Raw genomic sequence first — 21,474 nt, forward strand, 5'->3', positions numbered from 1 at the left:
CGCGCCGCCGTGCCCGCCGACCTCCCCACCGTCACGTCCCCCGGAAAGGTTCCTGTGACAATCAGGGCCATGGAAAGCAGCAGTGCCGCGTCGGGCGGCAGCACGCGCCGCGAGGCCACCCGGCAGAAGCTCTACGAGGCGGCCGTCACGCTCATCGCCGAGCAGGGGTTCTCCGCCACGACCGTGGACGAGATCGCCGAGCGTGCCGGGGTCGCGAAGGGCACGGTCTACTACAACTTCGCGAGCAAGTCCGTCCTCTTCGAGGAACTGCTGCGGCACGGAGTGGGTCTGCTGACCGCCTCCCTGCGGGAAGCGGCCGAACGGACCGCGCGGGAGGGCGGCAGCAAGGTCGACGCCCTGGACGCGATGATCCGCGCGGGGCTGGTCTTCATCGACCGCTACCCGGCCTTCACCCAGCTCTACGTGGCCGAACTGTGGCGCACCAACCGGGCCTGGCAGTCCACGCTGATGGTGGTCCGGCAGCAGGCCGTCGCGGTCGTCGAGGACGTCCTGCGCGAGGGAGTCGCGGGCGGCGAGTTCAGTGAGGAGATCGACGTGCCGCTGACGGCGGCGGCACTGGTCGGCATGGTCCTGGTCGCCGCGCTCGACTGGAAGTCGTTCCAGCCGGAGCGTTCCCTGGACGACGTCCACGCGGCCCTGTCGCGGCTGCTCCAGGGCCGGGTGAGCGGCTGCCGCTGACGGCCCCTGCGGCGACCGCGCGAAAGCGCCGGTCCGCTGTGGCCGCGTCCCCCGCGGGCCACCTCGAACCGGCGCCTTCCGTGCTCCCCCGTTTCCTGCTCCCCCGTACGTCCCCCCGCAGGACCCCCGTTGCGGTCGTCCCCCGGTTCTCCCCCGTGTCTCGCTCCCGCCGACACCGTCGGCGGAAGGAGCGGATCGTGGGCCGGCTCCGTTCCGGCGCCCCGTGTCGCCGGTGCCGGAGCCGTGCCCCTCTCCGTGTCTCCACTCTCCCGTCCGCGCAGGTCGTCCCCCATCCGCGCGCGTACTCAACTCCCCGTATAGGTACGGATACTCAGTCCTGCGCACGGGGCCCCACAGCGCTCTGCCGCCATCTGGTCACGATCACCTCCGCGCCCGTACTCGGAGGCCGCCGGCGTGGCTGCCGGTGGGGGCTGCCGGCGTGGCTGCCGATGGGGGCCGCCGGTGGGGGCTGCCGGTGGGGGCTGCCGGTCGGGGCCGATAAAGTCGCCGGCATGGCACGGATTGCGGTGATCGGCGCCGGGATGGGCGCGCTGACGGCTGCCGCCCGGCTGGCCGTAGCGGGCCACCGGGTGGCGGTGTACGAGCGGACGGACACCTACGGCGGAGCGCTGCGCCGCTTCGAGCGCGACGGCTTCTCCTTCGACACCGGCCCCGCCCTGCTGCCGCTGCCGGCCGTCTACCGCGACCTGTTCGTGAAGACCGGCAAGGAGCCGCTGGAGTCCTGCGTCGAGCTGGTCCAGGTCGATCCGTCGTCACGCCACGTGTTCGCGGACGGCACCGAGGTGTCGCTGCCGAACGCCTCGCGCGCGGGCGTCGTCGCCGCCCTGGACGAGGGGCTCGGCGTGGGCGCGGGCCAGCGCTGGGGCGACTTCCTGGTCCGGGCCCGCGAGGCCTGGGACCGGACCCGCCGGCCGCTGCTGGAGGAGCCCCTCTGGCCGAACTGGCAGGTGCTGGCCGAGCGCGAGCCCTACCCGTCTGTGCCGCACAAGCGGCTGCTGCGCACCCGCCGCGCCGGCACCCTCGCCGAGGTCGGCGCCTGGGAGCTGCGCGACCCGCGGCTCGCGGCACTCCTGGAGAGCCACACCCTCGGGTACGGCCTGGACCCCCGGGCCGCCCCGGCGAGCGCGGCCGTTCTGCCGTACATGGAGCACGCCTTCGGCACCTGGTACGTGCGCGGCGGCCTGCGCGAGCTGGCGCGGGCGGTGTACGAGCGGTGCCGGGCCCGCCGGGTCGCGTTCCACTTCGGCGCCGAGGTCACCGGCGTGCTGGAGAAGGACGGCCGGGCGTCCGGGGTGGAACTCGCCGACGGGTCGGTCGCGGAGGCGGACTTCGTGGTCGCCGGCGTCGCGCCCGGCATCCTGGCCCGGCTGACGACGGGCACTCCCCTGCGGGACGAGAGCGAGGTTCCGCCGCAGCCCGCGGCGGCCGGCCGGCTGACGCTCCTGCTCGCCCTGCGCGGTCCTCGCCCCGAGGGCACGGCACACCGCACGGTGGTGCACACCCCGGACCGCGAGGCCGAGCTGGAGTCCCTGTTCGGCGCGTCCACCGGGAATCGCCGTCCGACGGTCACGGTGCTGCGGCCCGACGACCCCCGCCCGGCCCCGGCGGACCACGAGGCGGTCACCCTCACGACGGCGGTGCCCGCGCGGCCCGGACAGCCTCACGACGACCTCGTGGACCACATGATCACCGCCGCCGAACGCGCCGTACCCGGCCTGCGCGACCGCCTCCTCTGGCACGAGGTGCGCACCCCGGCCGACACCGCGGACGAGACGGGTGCGGAGGGCGGGGCGGTGCCGGTACCGGCCCTGGCGGCGGCCGGCGGGCGGCTGCTGCATCCGTCCAACGGCACGCGGGTGCCCGGCCTGTTCACCGTGGGCGGCTGGGCCCACCCCGGTGGCGGACTGCCGCACGCGGGCATGTCGGGCGCGCTGGTCGCGGGACTGATCGTGGAGGGGCCGGAGTTCCGCGGCTCGCAGTGAACGCGCCGCTCGGCGGGAACGCGACACCCCGGCGGGAACGCGACGCTCCTGGGGCCGAAGCCTCAGAAACGGTACTGCTCGTCGAAGCCGTTGCCCTGCGGCTGCTGCCCGCCGCCCTGGTACGGGTACGGCTGCTCCGGCGGCAGCTCCTGCCCGTACTCGTCGGTGTTGCGCTGCTGCGGGACCCACACCCCGCCGGTCGGGGTCTCGCCGCCGTAGGTGCCGGCGTACTGCTGCTGACCGTCGGCGTCGTAGCCCTGCTGCCGGCCGTAGTACTGCTGGTCGCCGTAGGTGCCGTCGTACGTGCCCTGGCCGTAGTTCGACGAGCCGATGTACGGGTCGGAGTAGGCGGCGTACTGCTGCTGACCGGTGGCGTCGTAGCCCTGCTGCTGGCCGTAGCCGGAGTAGTCGTAGGCGTAGGACTGGTCGGCGGCCTGGGTGGCGTACTGGTCGTGGGCCCGCTGTCCCGCGGCCGGGTACCCGCTGTCGTAGGTGCCGTAGGAGCCGGTGTCGTCCGGCATGGGCTGCGGCTCGTAGACGGCCGTGGTCTCGGCCGCCGTCGGCTGGTGGGCGGGGCGGGCGGGGGTGAAGACGTCGTCGCGGTCGTAGTCGTCGTCCTGGGCGTAGGCGGCGGTGTCGCGGCGGTAGGCGCCGGACTCGTCGTCGTAGCCGCCCTCGGCCTCCACGCCGGAGACCTCCAGGGTCGGTTCCTGGCGGCCGCGCTCAGCACGGCGGCGCTTGCTGCCGCCCAGCGCGGGCGCGTTCATCGCCCAGCCGGCCGCGAAGCCGCTGCGGAACGACAGGGTGACGTAGGTCTGGCCGACCGCGAAGGCGGCCGCGCCGAGGCCGATCACGACGACCGACGGGATCAGGACACCGACGACGACACCGAGGAACCCGACGAAGGCCAGCAGCCGCCAGCGCAGCCGCGCCTTGTACTGCAACAGCACCTCGCCCAGCAGCCACAGCGCGACGACGCCGAACGCGATGTAGAGGACCGCCCAGCCCATGTACGCCCCTCTCCCAGTGGCCGCTACGCAGTGTGTCGTATACCGGTGCGAACGGTCTAGGCCTGCGGTGAATGGTGCAGGCCAAGGTTCTCGTAGATTTCCAGTGTCGCGGTGGAGTTGTTGAGCGTGATGAAGTGCAAGCCGGGCACCCCCTCGGCAAGCAGCTGCGCACAGAACTCCGTGGCGAATTCGATACCAATGGAGCGTACAGCGGCCGGATCGTCTTTTGCTGTGAGGATCCGCTCTTTCAGGGCGGCCGGGAACGCGGCGTTGGTGAGCGATCCGATCCGCTCCAGCGTCTTCACGCTCGCGATCGGCATGACCTCGGGGATGATCGGGGTGTCGCAGCCGGCTGCGGAGACCCGGTCCCGCAGCCGGAGGTAGTCCTCCGGCTGGAAGAACATCTGCGTGATGGCGTAGTCCGCGCCCGCCCGGCACTTGTCGACGAAGTGGCGGACGTCGCTGTCCCAGTCCAGGGAGCGCGGGTGCATCGCCGGGAAGGCGGCGACGCCCACGCAGAAGTCGCCGGACGCCTTGATCAGTTCGACGAGTTCGGCGGCGTAGGCGAGGCCGCGGGGGTGCGGCACCCAGTCACCCATGGGGTCGCCGGGCGGGTCACCGCGCAGGGCGAGCATGTTGCGGATCCCGGCGTCGGCGTACTGGCCGATGATGTTGCGCAGGTCGGCCACCGAGTGGTCGACCGCGGTGAGGTGGGCGATCGGGGTGAGGGTGGTGTCGGAGGCGATCGCCTCGGTCGCCTTGACCGTGCCCGCACGGGTGGAACCGCCCGCGCCGTAGGTCACGGAGACGAAGTCGGGCGCCACCGCCTCGACCCGGCGCAGCGCGTTCCACAGGTTCCGCTCGCCCTTCGGGGTCTTGGGGGCGTAGAACTCGAACGAATACGTCGTCTTGCCGGCCGCGAGCATGTCGCGGACGGTGCGGGCGTGGTCCGACCTGATGGATGCGGTGCCGAGGGCCATACGGGCAGGTTAGCCAGGGGAGGTCGGTCCCCCAACCGCGGACCGAGATTTGACCGGATTGTCCACTTGTTGTCCATCCCTTGGACAACCGTCTCGGCCCAGCCTGCCGTTCGGACAGGTCTTAGGGGGTCTCCCGCAGCCGCTTCGCGAACTCGGCCGCCGCGGCCCCCGGGTCGTCGGCCTCGGTGATCGCCCGTACGACCACGACGCGCCGGGCGCCCGCCTCCAGGACCTGGTCGAGGTTGCCCAGGTCGATGCCGCCGATGGCGAACCAGGGGCGGTCGGTGCCGAGACCGGCGGTGTACCGGACGAGGTCCAGGCCGGGCGCGTGGCGGCCGGGCTTGGTGGGGGTCGGCCAGCACGGGCCGGTGCAGAAGTAGTCCACGCCCGGCTGGACGGCGGCCGCGGCGGCCTCGGACTCGGCGTGGGTGGAGCGGCCGATCACGACGTCGTCGCCGAGGAGCGCGCGGGCCGCGGGGACCGGGAGGTCGCCCTGCCCGAGGTGCAGCACGTCGGAGCCGGCGGCGTGCGCGACGTCCGCCCGGTCGTTGACCGCGAGCAGCTTGCCGTGCCGGGCGCAGGCGTCGGCGAAGACGGCCAGGTGCTCCAGCTCCTCACCGGCCTCCATGCCCTTGTCCCGCAACTGCACGATGTCGACGCCGCCGGTCAGCACGGCGTCGAGGAACGCCCCGAGGTCGCCCTGCCGCTTGCGCGCGTCGGTGCAGAGATAGACCCGGGCGTCGGCGAGCTGGGCCCGGGCGGTGGCGGCGGTGCCGGTCATGCGAGTCCCCCTGGGTGTCGTGGCGTGCGGGCCGGTGGGCCCGTCCGTGCGTCGGCGTACCCGTGCGGGAGGGCCGCGCGGCTGCCGGCGGCGTGCGGCGCGGGAGCGCCCTGTCCCGCTGCGAACGCCTCGGGCACCCTACGCCTGAGCGCGGGTCCCGCCACGCCCCGGTGGCCGTCGCGCGGCTCTTTCGGGGGACGGCCACCGGCCAGGGCAGGCCCGAGCCGCCCCGGGCCGTGGCCCCTGGGGTCACGGCCCTCCTCGGGCGGTTGGTCAGGTCCGGCCCCGCTCACACGGCACCGGACGGTTGTCCGGCCGGGGCCGGGTCAGACCGCGAGCGCCTGGGCGCGGCGCTTCACCTCCGTGCCGCGATTCTCACCGAGCGCCTGCGCGGGGGTGCCGGGCAGGCTGGGGTCCGGGGTGAAGAGCCACTCCAGCATCTCTTCGTCCGTGAAGCCGTCGTCCCGCAGGAGCGTCAGGGTCCCGGACAGGCCCTTGACGACCTTGTCCCCGTCGATGAAGGCGGCGGGGACGTGCAGCGCGCGGTTCTCACCACGGCGTACGGCGATGAGCTGGCCGTCCTTGACCAGCTGCCGCACACGCGTCACCTCGACGCCGAGCTGTTCGGCGATGTCGGGGAGGGTGAGCCAGGCGGGGACGAGAGCATCGATCTTTGCGTCAATCTCGGTCACGGAAACCAGCCTGCCATCTGCCACTGACAGTCGGAAGTCGGCCCGGCCCACGCGGGCGCCCCGCCGGGCCCGGCAGCGCCGCCCGGGCGGCCCCGCGAGGGGCCGTAGCTCAAGCCGTCGCCGCCTTCATGGGCCTGGCCGGATCCGCCAGCAGCACCGGATTCATCGCGGCGCCCGACTCGATCAGGCGGCGGCCCTGCGCCAGGTCCCGGGGCCGGCCCACCGCCAGCAGCGCGACCAGCCGCTCACCGCGCAGCCAGCAGACCGTCCAGGCCGGTCCGGCGGGGTCGCCCCGCCACAGGATCGTGTCCGCGGCCGCGTGGTGCCCGGCGTACTGGACGAACCGCCCGAACTGCTCGGACCAGAAGTACGGCACCGGGTCGTACACCGCGAGCGTCTCCGCCGTGGCCCGGCCGACGATGTTCACGGCGACCGTGCGCGGCCCCTGGAGGGCGTTGTCCCAGTGGTGGACCAGCAGGCGCTCGCCGTAGCGCCCCGAGGGGAAGGATGCGCAGTCGCCGACGGCGTACACGTCGGGCACGGACGTGCGCAGATGCTCGTCGGCCACGATCTCGCCGTGCGCACCGAGCTCGATCCCGGAGCCGGCCAGCCAGGCCGTCGCCGGGCGGGCGCCGACACCGACGACGACCGCGCCCGCGGGCAGCCGCGAGCCGTCGTCCAGGAGTACCGCGCCGGGCTCGACACGCTCCACGCGCGCGTGGGTCCGCAGGGTCGCGCCGGCGTCGGCGTACCAGCCGGTCATCGGGTCGGCCACCTCGGCGGGCAGTGCCCCGGCGAGCGGCCGTTCCGCGGCCTCCACGACGGTCACGGCGCAGCCCGCCTCGCGGGCGGCCGTGGCGAACTCGGCTCCGATCCAGCCCGCGCCGACGACCACGATGTCGTGCTTGCGGGCCAGCACCGGCCGCAGCCGCTCGGCGTCGTCCAGGGTGCGCAGCAGGTGCACGCCGGGCACGCCCTCCGCGCCGGGCAGCCGGACCGGTTCGGCACCGGTCGCGACGACCAGGACGTCGTACGGCACGGGCCCGTCCTCGGTGTCCAGTTCGTGGCCGGCGGGGCGCAGGCCCAGCACCTCGCAGCCGAGGCGCAGTTCGACGCCGAGGGCTTCGAAGTCGACGTCGAAGGCGGAACCCTCGGCCTTGCCGAGCAGGACCGCCTTGGACAACGGGGGCCGGTCGTAGGGCTGGTGGGGCTCGGCGCCGAGCAGGATCACGTCACCGGTGAAGCCCCGCTCGCGCAGGGCGACGGCGGTCTGCACGCCGGCCATCCCCGCACCCGCCACGACGACGCGCCGCGGCGCGGACGAACCTGGGTCCTGCGTCTGCTCGCTCACCTGATCACCATAGACACCTGACGAATTGTCAGTCAGTGCTCGTGCGCCGTGACCTGCTCCACAACGCTCGTGCCGCTGCCCGCCCGGGACTCCCACTCCCAGGTCTCCTCCAGCCGCACCCGCCCGTCGGGCAGTTCCACGACCGCCGACACGCAGTGCCCCGAGGACGTGGTCCCGTCCCGCTTGAGCTGGACGTACCGGAAGTCCAGCCGGTCACCTTCCCGGGTACCCACGAGATGGCCGCGTACGACGTCGCCACCCGCGTACTCGGCCCAGATCTCGCCCTCCCGCTCGTGGTACGTGAACCGGGTGCGGGTGCCCACCTGGCCCGGTGCCTGGTCGGCGACCGGGGCGAGGACGAGACCGTCGAGGGACCGGGTCATGGGCTGAGGCTCCCTTACTGCGGGACAGGGCATCGGGCTAGGGTGGCCAACGTAAAGCACTCGCGGGAGCCCGGACGCACCGGGCTGAGAGGGAGGCTGGCGGCCTCCGACCGTACGAACCTGATCCGGGTCATGCCGGCGAAGGGAGGGGCTGGACGCCCATGTCGCCTACGTCCACATCGTCAGACGTCCTCGTCGTCGGGGGCGGGATCATCGGCCTGGTCACGGCCTGGCGGGCCGCGCAGCGCGGGTTCACCACGGCCGTCGTCGACCCCGAGCCGGGCGGCGGGGCCGCGCAGGTCGCGGCCGGCATGCTGGCCGCCGTCACGGAACTGCACTACGGCGAACAGACCCTGCTCGGCCTGAATCTCACCTCGGCCCGGCGCTACCCGGACTTCGCCGCCGAGCTCACCGAGCTGACCGGCCGGGACCTCGGCTACCGCCGCTGCGGCACGCTCGCCGTGGCCCTGGACGCCGACGACCGGTCCCACCTGCGCGAACTGCACGCACTGCAGCAGCAGTCGGGCCTGGAGTCGCAGTGGCTGTCCGGGCGCGAGTGCCGGCGCCTGGAGCCGATGCTCGCGCCCGGCGTGCGCGGCGGGCTGCGGGTCGACGGCGACCACCAGATCGACCCCCGGCGGCTGGCCGGTGCCCTGGTCGCCGCATGTGAGCGGGCGGGCGTGGCCTTCCACCGGACGTGGGCGGAGCGGCTGACCGTCGTACGGGACCGGGCCGCGGGTGCCGTCCTGGCCGGCGGGACCGAGGTGGCCGCCGGGCAGGTGGTGCTCGCCGGGGGCAGTCTCAGCGGGCGGCTCGCGGGCGTCCCGCAGGACATGCTGCCTCCGGTGCGGCCGGTGAAGGGGCAGGTCCTGCGCCTGACGATGCCGCTGCGGCACGGGCCGTTCCTGAACCGGACCGTGCGCGCGGTGGTGCGTGGCAGTCACGTCTACCTGGTGCCGCGCGAGAACGGCGAACTCGTCGTCGGGGCCACGAGCGAGGAGCTGGGCTGGGACACCACCGTGACCGCGGGCGGCGTGTACGAACTGCTGCGCGACGCGCACGAGCTGGTCCCGGGCATCACCGAGCTGCCGCTCACCGAGACCCGGGCCGGGCTGCGGCCCGGCTCCCCCGACAACGCGCCCCTGCTCGGCCCGACGGGTCTGGAGGGCCTGCTGCTGGCCACCGGGCACTACCGCAACGGCGTCCTGCTCACGCCGGTGACCGGCGACGCCCTGGCGCACGCCCTGGCCACGGGTGAACTCCCGGAGGAGGCCCGGCCCTTCACCCCGAAGCGTTTCAGTCCTGCCACCGCACTCACGGAGCAGCCCGCATGAACATCTCCGTCAACGGCGAGTCCCGGGACGTCCGGCCCGGCACCGCTCTCGACACCGTCGTGAGGTCGCTCACCGCCTCGCCCTCGGGCGTGGCCGCCGCCCTCAACGAAACCGTCGTCCCGCGCACGCAGTGGCCCGCCACGCCGCTCTCCGAAGGAGACCGGGTGGAAGTCCTCACGGCCGTCCAAGGAGGCTGACCATGGCCGACGATCCGTTCGTCCTCGGTGGCACGTCGTTCACGTCCCGTCTGATCATGGGCACGGGCGGGGCACCCAGCCTGGATGTGCTGGAGCGGTCGCTCGTCGCCTCGGGGACGGAGCTGACGACCGTCGCGATGCGCCGGGTGAACGCCTCGGTGCACGGTTCGGTGCTGTCCGTCCTGGACCGGCTCGGCATCCGGGTGCTGCCCAACACGGCGGGCTGCTTCACGGCCGGCGAGGCCGTCCTCACGGCCCGTCTCGCGCGCGAGGCCCTCGGCACCGACCTGATCAAACTGGAGGTCATCGCCGACGAGCGCACGCTGCTGCCGGACCCGATCGAGACCCTGGAGGCGGCCGAGACGCTGGTCGACGACGGGTTCACGGTCCTGCCGTACACCAACGACGATCCGGTGCTCGCGCGGAAGCTGGAGGACGCGGGCTGTGCGGCGATCATGCCGCTCGGGTCGCCGATCGGCTCCGGTCTCGGCATCCGCAACCCACACAACTTCCAGCTGATCGTCGAGCACGCGCGCGTGCCGGTGATCCTGGACGCCGGTGCCGGTACGGCCTCGGACGCGGCGCTGGCGATGGAGCTGGGGTGCGCGGGTGTGATGCTCGCCTCGGCGGTGACGCGGGCGCAGGAACCCGTCCTGATGGCCGACGCCATGCGGCACGCGGTGGAGGCGGGGCGGCTGGCGTACCGGGCCGGGCGGATCCCCCGGCGGCATTTCGCGCAGGCGTCGTCACCGACGGAGGGAATGGCCGCCCTGGACCCGGAGCGGCCCGCTTTCCAGTAGGGGCTCGTCCACACGTCACAGGTCGGCTGCAGTCGCGCCCCGAAATCGGGCGGGGCGGGAGAGCTGTCGGTGTCGGCTCGTACACTCGCCTGCGTGGACACGACCCTTCAGGACCCCTTGGTCGGGCAGGTGCTCGACGGCCGGTATCGCATCGACGCGCGGATCGCGGTCGGCGGGATGGCCACGGTCTACCGGGCCGTGGACACCCGGCTCGACCGGGTCCTCGCGCTCAAGGTGATGCACCCCGCGCTCGCGGTGGACGCCTCGTTCGTCGAGCGGTTCATCCGCGAGGCGAAGTCGGTGGCCCGGCTGGCCCATCCGAACGTGGTGCAGGTCTTCGACCAGGGCACCGACGGCTCGTACGTGTACCTGGCGATGGAGTACGTGGCGGGCTGCACCCTGCGCGACGTGCTGCGCGAGCGCGGGGCCCTCCAGCCGCGCGCCGCCCTGGACATCCTGGAGCCGGTGCTGGCCGCGCTGGGCGCCGCCCACCGCGCCGGGTTCGTACACCGCGACATGAAGCCCGAGAACGTCCTCATAGGGGACGACGGCCGGGTCAAGGTCGCCGACTTCGGGCTCGTCCGGGCCGTGGACACGGTGACGAACACCACCGGCACGGTCCTCGGCACGGTCTCGTACCTCGCCCCGGAGCAGATAGAGGACGGCACCGCCGATCCCCGGGTCGACGTGTACGCGTGCGGCGTGATGCTGTACGAGATGCTGACCGGCGACAAGCCGCACGACGGGGACTCCCCCGCCGTGATCCTCTACAAGCACCTGCACGAGGACGTGCCCCCGCCGTCGGCCGTCGTGCCCGGCATGGCGTACGAGCTGGACGAGATGGTGGCCTCGGCGACGGCCCGCACCCCGGCGATCCGTCCGCACGACGCGGTGGCGCTGCTCGCGCAGGTCCGCGACGGACGCGGCCGGCTGAGCGAGGACCAGCTGGACGCCGTGCCGCCGCAGGCCCTCGCGGTGGACCACGACAACGGCGACGACCGCACGACCGTCATCCCGCGCGCCCTGACCACACCACGCCCGCTGCCGGTGAACGAGGACGACGAGGCCTCCGGGGCGGCCATGGACCGCACCAGCCGGTTCGCGTCCCCGCCCCCGCCCCCGCCGTCCCGGCGGCGCCCGGGGTCCCGGCGCGGACCTGCGGCGATCATCGTCGCCGTCCTGCTCGTGCTGGGCATCGGTGGCGGCATCTGGTACATCAACTCCGGCCAGTTCACCGAGGTCCCGCCGCTGCTGGCGAAGACGCAGGAGCAGGCCGAGGACAGGCTGCGGGACGCCGGTCTCGAACTCGGCAAGGTCGAGCACGCCTACAGCGACACCGTGGAGCGCGGTCAGATCATCAGCAGCGACCCGAAGGCCGGGGAGCGCATCCGCGGCAACGACTCGGTGAGCATCACCGTCTCCGACGGCCCCGAGACCGTGCGGGTGCCCGCGCTGGCGGGCCAGAAGCTGGACCGGGCGCGTGCCCGGCTGAAGGAGGGCGGGCTGGAGCCGGGCATGGTCACCCGGGAGTTCAGCGAGGACGTACCGCGCGGCTCGGTGGTCTCCGCGCGGCCGGCCGACGGCACGAAGGTGCGCTCGGGCACGGCCGTCGCGCTGGTCGTCAGCAAGGGCAGCCCCATCGACATCCCCGACGTCACCGGCTCGGACGAGGCCGACGCGCGGTCCGAGCTGACCGAGGCCGGCCTCAAGGTGAAGATCGCCACCGAGCGGGTCAACTCCTCCGAGTACGACAAGGGCCAGGTCGTCCGGCAGACGCCGGCGTCCGGCGGCACTGCGGCCGAGGGCGACACCGTCACGCTGACGCTGTCGAAGGGCCCCGAGATGGTCGAGGTCCCCGACGTGGTCGGCGACAGCGTCGAGGACGCCACGCGGGCGCTGGAGGGCGCCGGCTTCCAGGTCGACGAGGACCGCGGTCTGCTCGGCCTGTTCGGCGACGAGGTCAAGAGCCAGTCCGTCGACGGCGGTGCGACCGCGCCCAAGGGTTCGACCATCACCATCAAGATCAGGTGACGACGGCGGGCGGGAGCCCGTGGACGGAGCAGGGCCGGACGCATGACACCCTGAACGGGTGAACAGTCAGCTGTCCGGCCCCTCCCGCAATCCCGTGGGGGCCCATGTCCCCGTGGCCGGCGGGCTCCACTCCGTAGGCCTGTCGTACGCCCGTGACCTGAAGGCGGAGGCCGTCCAGGTCTTCGTCGCCAATCCGCGCGGCTGGGCCACGCCCACCGGCAACGCGAAGCAGGACGAGGCGTTCCGGGCGGCGTGCGCGGCCGAGTCGGTCCCGGCCTATGTGCACGCCCCCTACCTGATCAACTTCGGCTCGCACACCGAGGCGACCGTGGAGCGGTCGGTGGAGTCGCTGCGGCACTCGTTGCGGCGCGGGCGGGAGATCGGGGCGCTCGGCGTGGTCGTGCACACGGGCAGCGCGACCGGCGGCCGGGAGCGGTCCGTGGCCCTGAAACAGGTCCGCGAGCACCTGCTGCCGCTCCTGGATGAGCTGACCCATGACGACGATCCGTTCCTGCTCCTGGAGTCGACGGCCGGACAGGGCGCCTCGCTGTGCTCGCGGACGTGGGACTTCGGCCCGTACTTCGAGGCGCTGGACGCGCACCCGATGCTCGGCGTGTGCCTGGACACCTGCCACATCTACGCCGCCGGGCACGACCTGACGGGCCCCAGCGGCATGCATCAGACGCTGGACTTGCTGGTGGACACGGTCGGCGAGGGCCGGCTGAAGCTGATCCACGCCAACGACTCCAAGGACGTGGTGGGCGCCCACAAGGACCGGCACGAGAACATCGGCGTCGGCCACATCGGTGAGGACCCGTTCCGGGCCCTGATGACCCACCCCGCGACCGCGGGCGTGCCGCTGATCATCGAGACACCGGGCGGCAAGCAGGGGCACGCGGCCGACGTGGAGCGGCTGAAGAAGCTGCGCGACGGCTGAGACCGCCGGCGACGGCTGAGGCGTCAGAGGTCGGGGCCGTCCCCGGGCTCCTCCTGGTACGAGTAGCGCTGCTCCTGCCAGGGGTCGCCGATGTTGTGGTAGCCGCGCTCCTCCCAGAAGCCCCGCCGGTCGGCGGTCATGTACTCCACGCCGCGCACCCACTTGGGGCCCTTCCAGGCATAGAGGTGGGGCACGATCAGGCGCAGCGGGAAGCCGTGCTCGGCGGTGAGGAGTTCGCCGTCCTTGTGGGTGGCGAAGAGGACCTGCTCGTCGGCGAAGTCGGACAGCCTCAGGTTGGAGCTGAATCCGTACTCGGCCCACACCATCACATGGGTGACGTCGTCGGCGGGCGGGGCGAGGTCCAGGAGCGTGCGCGCGGGGATGCCGCCCCACTCGGCGCCCAGCATGCTGAACTTCGTCACGCAGTGCAGATCGGCCACCACGGTGGTGTGGGGCAGGGCCGTGAACTCCTCGTGGGTCCAGCAGTGCTTGCCGCCGCCCGCGGTGGCGCCGAAGACCCGGAACTCCCAGCGCTCGGGCCGGAACTTGGGGACGGGCCCGTAGTGCGTGACCGGCCAGCCGCGTTGCAGCCGCTGTCCCGGGGGCAGCTCCGGCTGCGCCGCTCCCGCTGGATCGCGCCCTTCTCCCGATTCGTGTTCCAGCGGCTGACCCATGACTCCATCCTGACAGACCCCGGGTGATGCCCCTGACCGGGCCCACTTCGAAAAGGGACAAACTCAACTAAGCATGCCCTTACTTACTAAGTGCAGACTTACTGGACGATCTTCTCCGCCAGTGGAATCATGCGGCGCAACCTGCCAGTTCCCCCGCGTGGAAGGAGCCTCTGCGATGCAGGGCGACCCCGAGGTCCTCGAATTCCTCAACGAGCAGCTGACCGGCGAGCTGACGGCGATCAACCAGTACTGGCTGCATTACCGGATCCAGGACAACAAGGGCTGGACCAAGCTCGCCAAGTACACGCGTGAAGAGTCCATCGATGAGATGAAGCACGCGGACAAGATCACCGAACGCATTCTCATGCTGGACGGCCTGCCCAACTACCAGCGGCTCTTCCATGTACGAGTCGGCCAGACGGTCACCGAGATGTTCCAGGCGGACCGGCAGGTCGAGGTCGAGGCGATCGACCGGCTCAGGCGCGGCATCGAGGTGATGCGCAGCAAGGGCGACATCACGTCCGCGAACCTCTTCGAGTCGATCCTGGAGGACGAGGAGCACCACATCGACTATCTGGACACGCAGCTGGAGCTGATCGAGAAGCTCGGCGAGGCGCTGTACATCGCGCAGCAGATCGAGCAGCCGAGCTAGGACCGGCCCGCCGGCCTGCCGTCAGGCGGCGTCTTCCAGCTCCGTGAGGACCGGCTCGCCCCGGTCGGCCAGGTCACGGCGAGGGCAGGATCCCCTGCCCAGGATCGCCTGGATGCGGCGTACACAGGACCCGCAGTCCGTGCCCGCCTTGCAGGCGGAGGCTATCTGGCGGGGGGTGCAGGCGCCGCCGTCCGCGTGCTGCTTGACCTGCTGCTCGGTGATCCCGAAGCAACTGCAGACGTACACGCGGTTCACCTCCGACGGGTCGTTCTCAGATGTGCCGTCCCCGTTGATCGGTGAGGCTAACCTAACCTTACCCGTCGGGTCCGGAGCGCAAAAGTGGAGAGGGGCGCGGATCGTGTGATCCGCGCCCCAGTCCCTGCCCCGGTAACAGGCGGACCCGTCACTGGCCCCTGTACATCACTGATCCCGGTACATCTCGGCCACGAGGAACGCCAGGTCGAGCGACTGGCTGCGGTTGAGCCGCGGGTCGCAGGCCGTCTCGTAGCGCTGGTGCAGGTCGTCGACGAAGATCTCGTCGCCGCCGCCCACGCACTCGGTGACGTCGTCACCGGTGAGCTCCACGTGGATGCCGCCCGGGTGGGTGCCGAGGGCCTTGTGGACCTCGAAGAAGCCCTTGACCTCGTCGAGCACGTCGTCGAAGCGGCGGGTCTTGTGCCCGGAGGCCGCCTCGAAGGTGTTGCCGTGCATCGGGTCGGTCACCCAGGCCACGGTCGCGCCGGAGGCGGTGACCTTCTCGACCAGCTCGGGGAGCTTGTCGCGCACCTTGTCGGCGCCCATGCGGACGATGAAGGTCAGCCGGCCCGGCTCCCGCTCGGGGTCGAGACGCTCGATGTACTGGAGCGCGTCCTCGGCGGTGGTCGTCGGACCCAGCTTGATGCCGATGGGGTTGCGGATCTTCGAGGCGAACTCGATGTGCGCGTGGTCCAGCTGGCGGGTGCGCTCACCGATCCACACCATGTGCCCGGAGACGTCGTACAGCTGCCCCGTGCGCGAGTCGACCCTGGTCAGCGCCGATTCGTAGTCGAGCAGCAGCGCCTCGTGCGAGGCGTAGAACTCGACCGTCTTGAACTCCTCCGGGTCGGCCCCGCAGGCGTGCATGAAGTTCAGCGCGTTGTCGATCTCGCGCGCCAGCTGCTCGTAGCGCTGGCCCGACGGGGACGACTTCACGAAGTCCTGGTTCCAGGCGTGCACCTGGCGCAGGTCGGCGTAGCCGCCGGTGGTGAAGGCGCGCACCAGGTTCAGCGTGGAGGCGGACGCGTGGTACATCCGCTTCAGCCGCTCGGGGTCCGGGACGCGCGCGGCCTCGGTGAAGTCGAAGCCGTTGACGGAGTCGCCGCGGTAGGTCGGCAGCGTCACGCCGTCGCGGGTCTCGGTCGGCTTGGAGCGCGGCTTGGAGTACTGGCCGGCGATGCGGCCGACCTTCACGACCGGCACGGACGCGGCGTACGTGAGCACGGCGCCCATCTGGAGCAGCGTCTTCAGCTTGTTGCGGATGTGGTCGGCGGACACCGCGTCGAAGGCCTCGGCGCAGTCGCCGCCCTGGAGGAGGAACGCCTCTCCCTTGGCGACGGCCGCCATCCGGGCGCGCAGCTGGTCGCACTCGCCCGCGAAGACGAGCGGCGGATACGACTCGAGGTCCGCAACGACTGCGCGCAGAGCCTCGGTGTCGGGGTACTCGGGCTGCTGCGCCGCGGGCAGATCTCGCCAGGTGTTGCCAGCGGAGGCGCTGGTCTTAGCGTTCACGGTCACGACCTCAACACTACGGGGTCATCTCGGGCGTCCTGACCCATGACCAGCAAGTGAGACACCCCGAACACTCCTCGGACATGGGGTAGGGTGCGTCGCATGTTCGCGCACTCGACCCAGACCTGGTGGTGGACCGCTCATCCGGCGGCCCGCTGACTGCGCGTACTCAAGACTTCGCGAAGGCCGCCCGAGGGGCGGCCTTCGGTGTTTCCCGGGGTCCGTTCCTCTCTCACCGAGATGGAGCACGGACCCATGAACCTGCTCGGCTTGCCGGACGACCCCCGTCCGTTCGCCCTGCTGCGCCGCCGCACCCCGGGCCACGACCAGGAACGGGTCGAGGTCCTGATCGGCCCGGTCGCCCCGCACGACCGCCTCGCCGATCTCCCCGACCGGAGCCTCGCGCTGGTGCCCTTCCGGCAGATCCGCGAGCGCGGCTTCGACGTCCGCGACGACGGCACGCCCCTGCTGGCCCTCACGCCCGAGGAGTCGTACGACGTCCCACTGGCCGACGCCCTGGAGCAGCTCCCGGCGCACGACGTGCACGTCGAGGGCGGCGGTTTCGACGTCGGCGACGAGGAGTACGGCGAGATCGTCGGACGTGTGCTGCGGGAGGAGATCGGGCGGGGCGAGGGCGCGAACTTCGTGATCCGCAGGACGTACGAGGGAGAGATCCCCGGGTTCGGACGGGCCGACGCGCTGGCCCTGTTCCGCCGGCTGCTGGAGGGCGAGCGGGGGGCGTACTGGACGTTCGTGGTGCACACCGGGGACCGCACGCTGGTCGGGGCCAGCCCCGAGGTGCATGTGCGGATGTCCGGCGGCACGGTCGTCATGAACCCGATCAGCGGCACCTACCGCTACCCCGCCGAGGGGCCCACGCCCGAGCACCTGCTCGGCTTCCTCGCCGACGGCAAGGAGATCGAGGAGCTGTCGATGGTCGTCGACGAGGAGCTCAAGATGATGTGCACCGTCGGCGACATGGGCGGGGTCGTGATCGGGCCCCGGCTGAAGGAGATGGCGCACCTCGCGCACACCGAGTACGAGCTGCGGGGGAAGTCCTCGCTGGACGTGCGGGACGTGCTGAGGGAGACGATGTTCGCGGCGACCGTCACCGGCTCGCCCGTGCAGAACGCCTGCCGGGTCATCGAACGGCACGAGGCCGGGGGGCGGGGGTACTACGCGGGCGCGCTGGCCCTGATCGGCCGGGACTCCGGCGGCGCCCAGACCCTCGACTCCCCGATCCTGATCCGCACCGCCGACATCGCCGGCGACGGACGGCTGCGCGTCCCGGTCGGCGCCACGCTCGTGCGCGGGTCGGACCCGGAGAGCGAGGTCGCGGAGACCCACGCGAAGGCGGCGGGTGTCCTGGCGGCCCTGGGCGTACGGCCGGGGAGGCCGCGCGAGGAGTCCGTGCGGCCGCGGCTGTCCGACGACCCCCGGGTGCGGGCCGCGCTCGACGGACGCCGCTCCTCGCTCGCGCCCTTCTGGCTGCGGATGCAGGAGCGCTCCGCGGAACTGAGCGGCCACGCCCTGGTCGTCGACGGCGAGGACACCTTCACGGCGATGCTCGCGCACGTGCTGCGCGCCGCCGGCCTGGAGGTGAGCGTGCGGCGTTACGACGAGCCGGGGCTGCGGGAGGCGGTGCTCGCGCACGAGGGGCCCGTCGTGCTCGGGCCCGGGCCGGGCGACCCGTCCGACCTCGACGATCCCAAGATGCGCCTCCTGCGCGACCTCACCGCCGAGCTGATCCGCAGCGAACGTCAGGGCGTGCTGGGGGTCTGTCTCGGGCACGAGCTGATCGCGGCCGAGCTGGGGCTGGACATCGTACGGAAGGAAGTGCCGTACCAGGGGGCGCAGACGGAGATCGAGCTGTTCGGGCGGCGGGAGACCGTCGGCTTCTACAACAGCTTCGTGGCGCGCTGCGACGACGAGGCGGCGGCCGAGCTGGCGGCGCACGGGGTCGAGGTCGCGCGCGCTGCGAACGGGGAGGTGCACGCGCTGCGCGCTCGTGGGTTCGCCGGGGTGCAGTTCCACCCCGAGTCGGTGCTGACGCTGAACGGCGCGGCGGTGGTGCGTGAGCTGGTGGCGCAGGTGCGGGGCACGGGCGCGCCCTCGGTCTGACCCGGTGCGGGGCGGGGCCGCTCGGCCCCGCCCCGCACCGGGCGGTCAGCCGAAGAACACCCCGACCTCCTCGTACAGCGCCGGATCCACCGTCTTCAGGCGGGCCGTGGCGTCCGCGATGGGGACACGGACGATGTCGGTGCCGCGCAGGGCGACCATCCGGCCGAAGTCGCGGTCGCGGACGCAGTCGATGGCGTGCAGCCCGAAGCGGGTGGCGAGCCAGCGGTCGAAGGCACTGGGGGTGCCGCCGCGCTGGACATGGCCGAGGACCGTGGTGCGGGCCTCGTTGCCCGTGCGCTTCTCGATCTCCTTGGCGAGCCACTCGCCCACCCCGGACAGCCGGACGTGCCCGAAGGAGTCCAGCGACTGGTCCTTGAGGACCATGTCGCCGTCCTTCGGCATCGCTCCCTCGGCGACGACCACGATCGGCGCGTACGAAGCCCGGAACCGGGAGGTCACCCACGCGCACACCTGCTCGACGTCGAAGCGCTGCTCGGGGATGAGGATGACGTTGGCGCCGCCGGCGAGGCCCGAGTGCAGGGCGATCCAGCCGGCGTGGCGGCCCATCACCTCGACGACCAGGACGCGCATGTGGGACTCGGCGGTGGTGTGCAGCCGGTCGATCGCCTCGGTCGCGATGCCGACGGCTGTGTCGAAGCCGAAGGTGTAGTCGGTTGCCGACAGGTCGTTGTCGATCGTCTTCGGCACGCCCACGCAGGGCACGCCGTGCTCGTCGGAGAGGCGGGCGGCCACACCGAGGGTGTCCTCGCCGCCGATGGTGATCAGCGCATCGACCTCCAGCTCGGCGAGGTTCTGCTTGATCCGGCGGATGCCGTCCGCCACCTTCAGCGGGTTGGTCCGCGAGGATCCGAGGACGGTGCCGCCGCGGGGCAGGATGCCGCGCACGGCGGGGATGTCGAGACGGACGGTGAGGTTCTCCAGGGGTCCTCGCCAGCCGTCCCGGAAGCCGGTGAAGTCATAGCCGTACTCCTGCACGCCCTTGCGGACGATGGCCCGGATGACGGCGTTGAGGCCGGGGCAGTCGCCGCCTCCGGTCAGTACTCCGACGCGCATGGAACAGTCCCTTCGCCGCAGGTGCCTGACGAAGGGTCAGTGTGACGGGCGCCTCACTCGTCGTCGAGGCCGCGCTCTATCGCGTACCTGACGAGTTCGACGCGGTTGTGCAACTGGAGCTTGCCGAGGGTGTTCTGGACGTGGTTCTGCACCGTGCGGTGGGAGATGACCAGGCGTTCGGCGATCTGCTTGTAGCTCAGGCCCTTGGCGACCAGCCGCAGCACCTCGGTCTCGCGGTCGGTGAGCCGGGGCGCCTTGGGTTCGTCGGTGTCGGCGGCGGGGGCGGGCTCGGAGGCCAGGCGGCGGTACTCGCCGAGGACCAGTCCGGCCAGGCCCGGGGTGAAGACCGGGTCGCCGACGGCCGTGCGGCGGACCGCGTCCTGGAGTTCGCCGGTGGAGGCCGACTTCAGCAGGTAGCCCGTCGCACCGGACTTGACGGCCTCCAGGACGTCGGCGTGCTCACCGCTCGCGGACAGCACGAGGACGCGCAGCGCGGGGTTCTCGCCGACGACCTCCTTGCAGACCTGGACGCCGGGCTTGCCGGGCAGGTTCAGGTCGAGCACGAGGACGTCGGGCGCGGCGGCCTTGGCACGGCGTACGGCCTGGTCGCCGTCGCCCGCGGTGGCGACCACCTCGAAGCCCGACTCGGCGAGGTCGCGGGCGACGGCGTCGCGCCACATGGGGTGGTCGTCGACGACCATGACCTTGATCGGGTCCCGCCGGTCCCCGGTGGTGTCCGTCATCGCTGCTCCGCCTTCCCCCGTGTGTCCGTCACGTCCTTCGGTACCTTCAACTCGACCTCCGTGCCCTGGCCGGGCACCGAGATCAGCTCCGCGCTGCCGCCCAGGTCGCGCAGCCGGCCGCGGATGGACAGGGCGACACCGAGCCGCCCCTCGCCCTCGGCCTGGTCGAGCCGCCCCTCCGGGATGCCGGGTCCGTCGTCCCGGACGGTGACGATCACCTCGTCCGGCTCGTCCTCTACGAGGATCCACGCGCGTGCGTCCTGACCGGCGTGCCGACGGACGTTGTCCAGGGCGGCCCCGACGGCCGCGGCGACCTCCCGGGCTGCGGCCGGCGCCAGCGGCACGGGCGCGCCGGGCTCCGCGAGGCTGACCCTGGCCCCGGCGTACGGCGCGAGCAGGGCGCGCAGGTCGAGGGGGCCGCTCGGCTCCGGATCCTCGTCGACGGCCCGGACGAGCGCGCCCTCGGCGGCGTCCTCCGAGACCCGGGAGACGGGCACGAGGCCGCCGGAGACCAGGGTGCGCAGCGCGACCTCCTGCTCACCGGCCATCCGGCCCAGCTCGGCCGCCTCTCCCCCGAGCACGGCCCCGCGGCGCTGCACCATCGCCAGCACCTGGAGCACGCTGTCGTGGATGTCCCGGGCGAGGCGCTCCCGCTCGCGCGTGGCGGCCTCGATCTCCAGGGCGCGGGCGAGGGTGCGCTCGGAGGCGCGGGCGACCTCGACGACGTAGCCGATGGCGACGGAGGCGATGCAGACGAGGATGACGTTGTGGACGGTGTCGCGGGCCGGGCTGCCGCGCTCGACCAGGTTGGCGACGGCCACGAGGCCGGAGGCGAGGGCCGCCCAGCGCCAGCCGCCCTTGATGGCGAAGGCGAGGACGGCACCGGCGGTCCATATCGACGGCAGGGTCGGCCCGCCCGCCTGGACCCGCTCGTGGGCGTCGGCGACGGGCGTGAGCAGGATGCCGGTGACGGCGATGGTGAGGTCGACGGCGAGGAACCGCTTGGTGCAGCGGGCGGCGTTCGCGACGCGGGGCAGCGTGGCCAGGGTCCATGCGCACAGCACGGCGTAGTAGGCGACGGCGACCCAGGGGCGGGTGAACTCGTCGTAGGCGGTGGCGAACAGGCCGACCGCGTACAGCATCGTGAGCACCCGGTACCCGGTGAGGGCACGCCACAGCGGCTGCTCGACCGACATCCTCATGACTCGCTCGCGCTTGGCCATCTCCCCCGCCCCCGACCCGGGC

22 protein-coding genes and 1 riboswitch are annotated in these 21,474 nt (G+C 72.5%); of the genes, 10 read left to right on the top strand and 12 right to left on the bottom strand.

Annotation, left to right across the window (positions count from 1 at the left end; all coding sequences use genetic code 11):
• Positions 1–69: 69 nt before the first annotated feature.
• The gene (locus AB0E85_RS21445) at positions 70–699 is read left to right on the top strand and encodes a TetR/AcrR family transcriptional regulator (protein ID WP_361929437.1); all 630 of its coding nucleotides are present in this window, start codon (positions 70–72) and stop codon (positions 697–699) included.
• A 512-nt stretch (positions 700–1,211) separates the two neighbouring features.
• A complete protein-coding gene (locus AB0E85_RS21450; protein ID WP_361929440.1) occupies positions 1,212–2,702 on the top strand; it encodes an NAD(P)/FAD-dependent oxidoreductase in 1,491 nt (496 codons plus the stop codon).
• A gap of 62 nt (positions 2,703–2,764) precedes the next feature.
• Here the strand turns inward: AB0E85_RS21450 and AB0E85_RS21455 are convergent, their stop codons facing one another.
• The 6 genes from AB0E85_RS21455 to AB0E85_RS21480 form a co-directional block, all read right to left on the bottom strand.
• On the bottom strand, positions 2,765–3,712 hold the full coding sequence (locus AB0E85_RS21455) for a hypothetical protein (protein WP_361929442.1): 948 nt from the start codon (positions 3,710–3,712) through the stop codon (positions 2,765–2,767).
• Between the two features lie 56 nt (positions 3,713–3,768).
• Positions 3,769–4,692, bottom strand: coding sequence for a methylenetetrahydrofolate reductase [NAD(P)H] (gene metF, locus AB0E85_RS21460; RefSeq protein ID WP_361929444.1), 924 nt, complete (start codon positions 4,690–4,692; stop codon positions 3,769–3,771).
• A gap of 121 nt (positions 4,693–4,813) precedes the next feature.
• Positions 4,814–5,473, bottom strand: a complete 660-nt coding sequence (thiE, locus tag AB0E85_RS21465) for a thiamine phosphate synthase (protein ID WP_361929446.1) — start codon at positions 5,471–5,473, stop codon at positions 4,814–4,816.
• Between the two features lie 326 nt (positions 5,474–5,799).
• On the bottom strand, positions 5,800–6,165 hold the full coding sequence (locus AB0E85_RS21470) for an Rv2175c family DNA-binding protein (protein WP_361929448.1): 366 nt from the start codon (positions 6,163–6,165) through the stop codon (positions 5,800–5,802).
• Between the two features lie 109 nt (positions 6,166–6,274).
• Positions 6,275–7,516: an FAD-dependent oxidoreductase gene (locus AB0E85_RS21475; protein ID WP_361929451.1), complete on the bottom strand. Its 1,242-nt coding sequence runs from the start codon at positions 7,514–7,516 to the stop codon at positions 6,275–6,277.
• 32 nt (positions 7,517–7,548) lie between these two features.
• Entirely contained in the window at positions 7,549–7,899 is a 351-nt protein-coding gene (locus tag AB0E85_RS21480) for a hypothetical protein (RefSeq protein WP_361929454.1), read from the bottom strand.
• 52 nt (positions 7,900–7,951) lie between these two features.
• Positions 7,952–8,063, top strand: a riboswitch (TPP riboswitch).
• Between AB0E85_RS21480 and thiO the strand changes: the two genes are divergently transcribed.
• The 5 genes from thiO (at position 8,061) to AB0E85_RS21505 (ending at position 13,198) form a co-directional block, all read left to right on the top strand.
• Complete coding sequence (gene thiO / locus AB0E85_RS21485; protein ID WP_361929456.1) at positions 8,061–9,233, top strand: glycine oxidase ThiO; 1,173 nt, start codon at positions 8,061–8,063, stop codon at positions 9,231–9,233. It overlaps the preceding riboswitch by 3 nt.
• Entirely contained in the window at positions 9,230–9,430 is a 201-nt protein-coding gene (thiS, locus tag AB0E85_RS21490; RefSeq protein WP_161366547.1) for a sulfur carrier protein ThiS, read from the top strand. The genes thiO and thiS overlap by 4 nt, the downstream gene beginning before the upstream one ends.
• Positions 9,431–9,432: 2 nt before the next feature.
• Positions 9,433–10,230: a thiazole synthase gene (locus AB0E85_RS21495; protein WP_361929459.1), complete on the top strand. Its 798-nt coding sequence runs from the start codon at positions 9,433–9,435 to the stop codon at positions 10,228–10,230.
• Between the two features lie 93 nt (positions 10,231–10,323).
• Positions 10,324–12,261, top strand: coding sequence for a Stk1 family PASTA domain-containing Ser/Thr kinase (gene pknB / locus AB0E85_RS21500; RefSeq protein ID WP_361929462.1), 1,938 nt, complete (start codon positions 10,324–10,326; stop codon positions 12,259–12,261).
• Positions 12,262–12,319: 58 nt separating this feature from the next.
• Positions 12,320–13,198 (top strand): deoxyribonuclease IV, encoded by an 879-nt coding sequence (locus AB0E85_RS21505; protein ID WP_361929464.1) that lies wholly within the window; start codon positions 12,320–12,322, stop codon positions 13,196–13,198.
• A 23-nt stretch (positions 13,199–13,221) separates the two neighbouring features.
• On the opposite strand, the gene AB0E85_RS21510 is transcribed toward AB0E85_RS21505, so the two are convergent.
• Positions 13,222–13,872, bottom strand: a complete 651-nt coding sequence (locus tag AB0E85_RS21510) for a sulfite oxidase-like oxidoreductase (protein ID WP_361929466.1) — start codon at positions 13,870–13,872, stop codon at positions 13,222–13,224.
• A gap of 175 nt (positions 13,873–14,047) precedes the next feature.
• Here AB0E85_RS21510 and bfr point away from each other — a divergent pair, with 175 nt between their 5' ends.
• Positions 14,048–14,524, top strand: coding sequence for a bacterioferritin (gene bfr / locus AB0E85_RS21515; RefSeq protein WP_033312705.1), 477 nt, complete (start codon positions 14,048–14,050; stop codon positions 14,522–14,524).
• A gap of 21 nt (positions 14,525–14,545) precedes the next feature.
• Here bfr and AB0E85_RS21520 read toward each other — a convergent pair whose 3' ends face one another.
• Together AB0E85_RS21520 and AB0E85_RS21525 are read right to left on the bottom strand one after the other, a co-directional pair.
• Positions 14,546–14,779 carry a (2Fe-2S)-binding protein gene (locus tag AB0E85_RS21520; protein WP_107458467.1) on the bottom strand — a complete coding sequence of 78 codons (234 nt, stop codon included), beginning with the start codon at positions 14,777–14,779 and terminating at the stop codon, positions 14,546–14,548.
• 165 nt (positions 14,780–14,944) lie between these two features.
• Positions 14,945–16,297, bottom strand: a complete 1,353-nt coding sequence (locus AB0E85_RS21525; protein WP_361929469.1) for a class II 3-deoxy-7-phosphoheptulonate synthase — start codon at positions 16,295–16,297, stop codon at positions 14,945–14,947.
• A gap of 96 nt (positions 16,298–16,393) precedes the next feature.
• On the opposite strand from AB0E85_RS21525, the gene AB0E85_RS21530 reads away from it, so the two are divergent.
• Both AB0E85_RS21530 and AB0E85_RS21535 read left to right on the top strand, forming a co-directional pair.
• Positions 16,394–16,450, top strand: a complete 57-nt coding sequence (locus tag AB0E85_RS21530) for a trp operon leader peptide (RefSeq protein WP_078625594.1) — start codon at positions 16,394–16,396, stop codon at positions 16,448–16,450.
• A 96-nt stretch (positions 16,451–16,546) separates the two neighbouring features.
• A complete protein-coding gene (locus AB0E85_RS21535) occupies positions 16,547–18,412 on the top strand; it encodes an anthranilate synthase family protein (protein WP_361929471.1) in 1,866 nt (621 codons plus the stop codon).
• Between the two features lie 45 nt (positions 18,413–18,457).
• On the opposite strand, the gene AB0E85_RS21540 is transcribed toward AB0E85_RS21535, so the two are convergent.
• The 3 genes from AB0E85_RS21540 to AB0E85_RS21550 are packed head-to-tail and all read right to left on the bottom strand — an operon-like array spanning position 18,458 to position 21,452.
• Positions 18,458–19,486: a 6-phosphofructokinase gene (locus AB0E85_RS21540; protein WP_361929473.1), complete on the bottom strand. Its 1,029-nt coding sequence runs from the start codon at positions 19,484–19,486 to the stop codon at positions 18,458–18,460.
• A gap of 53 nt (positions 19,487–19,539) precedes the next feature.
• Entirely contained in the window at positions 19,540–20,229 is a 690-nt protein-coding gene (locus tag AB0E85_RS21545; protein WP_361929475.1) for a response regulator transcription factor, read from the bottom strand.
• The gene (locus tag AB0E85_RS21550; protein ID WP_361929478.1) at positions 20,226–21,452 is read right to left on the bottom strand and encodes a DUF5931 domain-containing protein; all 1,227 of its coding nucleotides are present in this window, start codon (positions 21,450–21,452) and stop codon (positions 20,226–20,228) included. The genes AB0E85_RS21545 and AB0E85_RS21550 overlap by 4 nt, the downstream gene beginning before the upstream one ends.
• Positions 21,453–21,474: the final 22 nt, after the last annotated feature.

The sequence above is a fragment of the Streptomyces sp. NPDC029044 genome, assembly GCF_040637495.1.
Taxonomy (GTDB): domain Bacteria; phylum Actinomycetota; class Actinomycetes; order Streptomycetales; family Streptomycetaceae; genus Streptomyces.

Excerpts from the sequence above, each read along its gene's own strand:
- AB0E85_RS21545 (WP_361929475.1), bottom strand. The coding sequence starts at position 20,229 with ATGACGGACACCACCGGGGACCGGCGGGACCCGATCAAGGTCATGGTC.
- AB0E85_RS21535 (WP_361929471.1), top strand. The coding sequence starts at position 16,547 with ATGAACCTGCTCGGCTTGCCGGACGACCCCCGTCCGTTCGCCCTGCTG.
- bfr (WP_033312705.1), top strand. The coding sequence starts at position 14,048 with ATGCAGGGCGACCCCGAGGTCCTCGAATTCCTCAACGAGCAGCTGACC.
- thiE (WP_361929446.1), bottom strand. The coding sequence starts at position 5,473 with ATGACCGGCACCGCCGCCACCGCCCGGGCCCAGCTCGCCGACGCCCGG.
- AB0E85_RS21495 (WP_361929459.1), top strand. The coding sequence starts at position 9,433 with ATGGCCGACGATCCGTTCGTCCTCGGTGGCACGTCGTTCACGTCCCGT.
- AB0E85_RS21540 (WP_361929473.1), bottom strand. The coding sequence starts at position 19,486 with ATGCGCGTCGGAGTACTGACCGGAGGCGGCGACTGCCCCGGCCTCAAC.
- metF (WP_361929444.1), bottom strand. The coding sequence starts at position 4,692 with ATGGCCCTCGGCACCGCATCCATCAGGTCGGACCACGCCCGCACCGTC.
- AB0E85_RS21550 (WP_361929478.1), bottom strand. The coding sequence starts at position 21,452 with ATGGCCAAGCGCGAGCGAGTCATGAGGATGTCGGTCGAGCAGCCGCTG.
- AB0E85_RS21510 (WP_361929466.1), bottom strand. The coding sequence starts at position 13,872 with ATGGGTCAGCCGCTGGAACACGAATCGGGAGAAGGGCGCGATCCAGCG.
- AB0E85_RS21480 (WP_361929454.1), bottom strand. The coding sequence starts at position 7,899 with ATGACCCGGTCCCTCGACGGTCTCGTCCTCGCCCCGGTCGCCGACCAG.
- AB0E85_RS21450 (WP_361929440.1), top strand. The coding sequence starts at position 1,212 with ATGGCACGGATTGCGGTGATCGGCGCCGGGATGGGCGCGCTGACGGCT.
- AB0E85_RS21445 (WP_361929437.1), top strand. The coding sequence starts at position 70 with ATGGAAAGCAGCAGTGCCGCGTCGGGCGGCAGCACGCGCCGCGAGGCC.
- thiS (WP_161366547.1), top strand. The coding sequence starts at position 9,230 with ATGAACATCTCCGTCAACGGCGAGTCCCGGGACGTCCGGCCCGGCACC.
- thiO (WP_361929456.1), top strand. The coding sequence starts at position 8,061 with ATGTCGCCTACGTCCACATCGTCAGACGTCCTCGTCGTCGGGGGCGGG.
- AB0E85_RS21455 (WP_361929442.1), bottom strand. The coding sequence starts at position 3,712 with ATGGGCTGGGCGGTCCTCTACATCGCGTTCGGCGTCGTCGCGCTGTGG.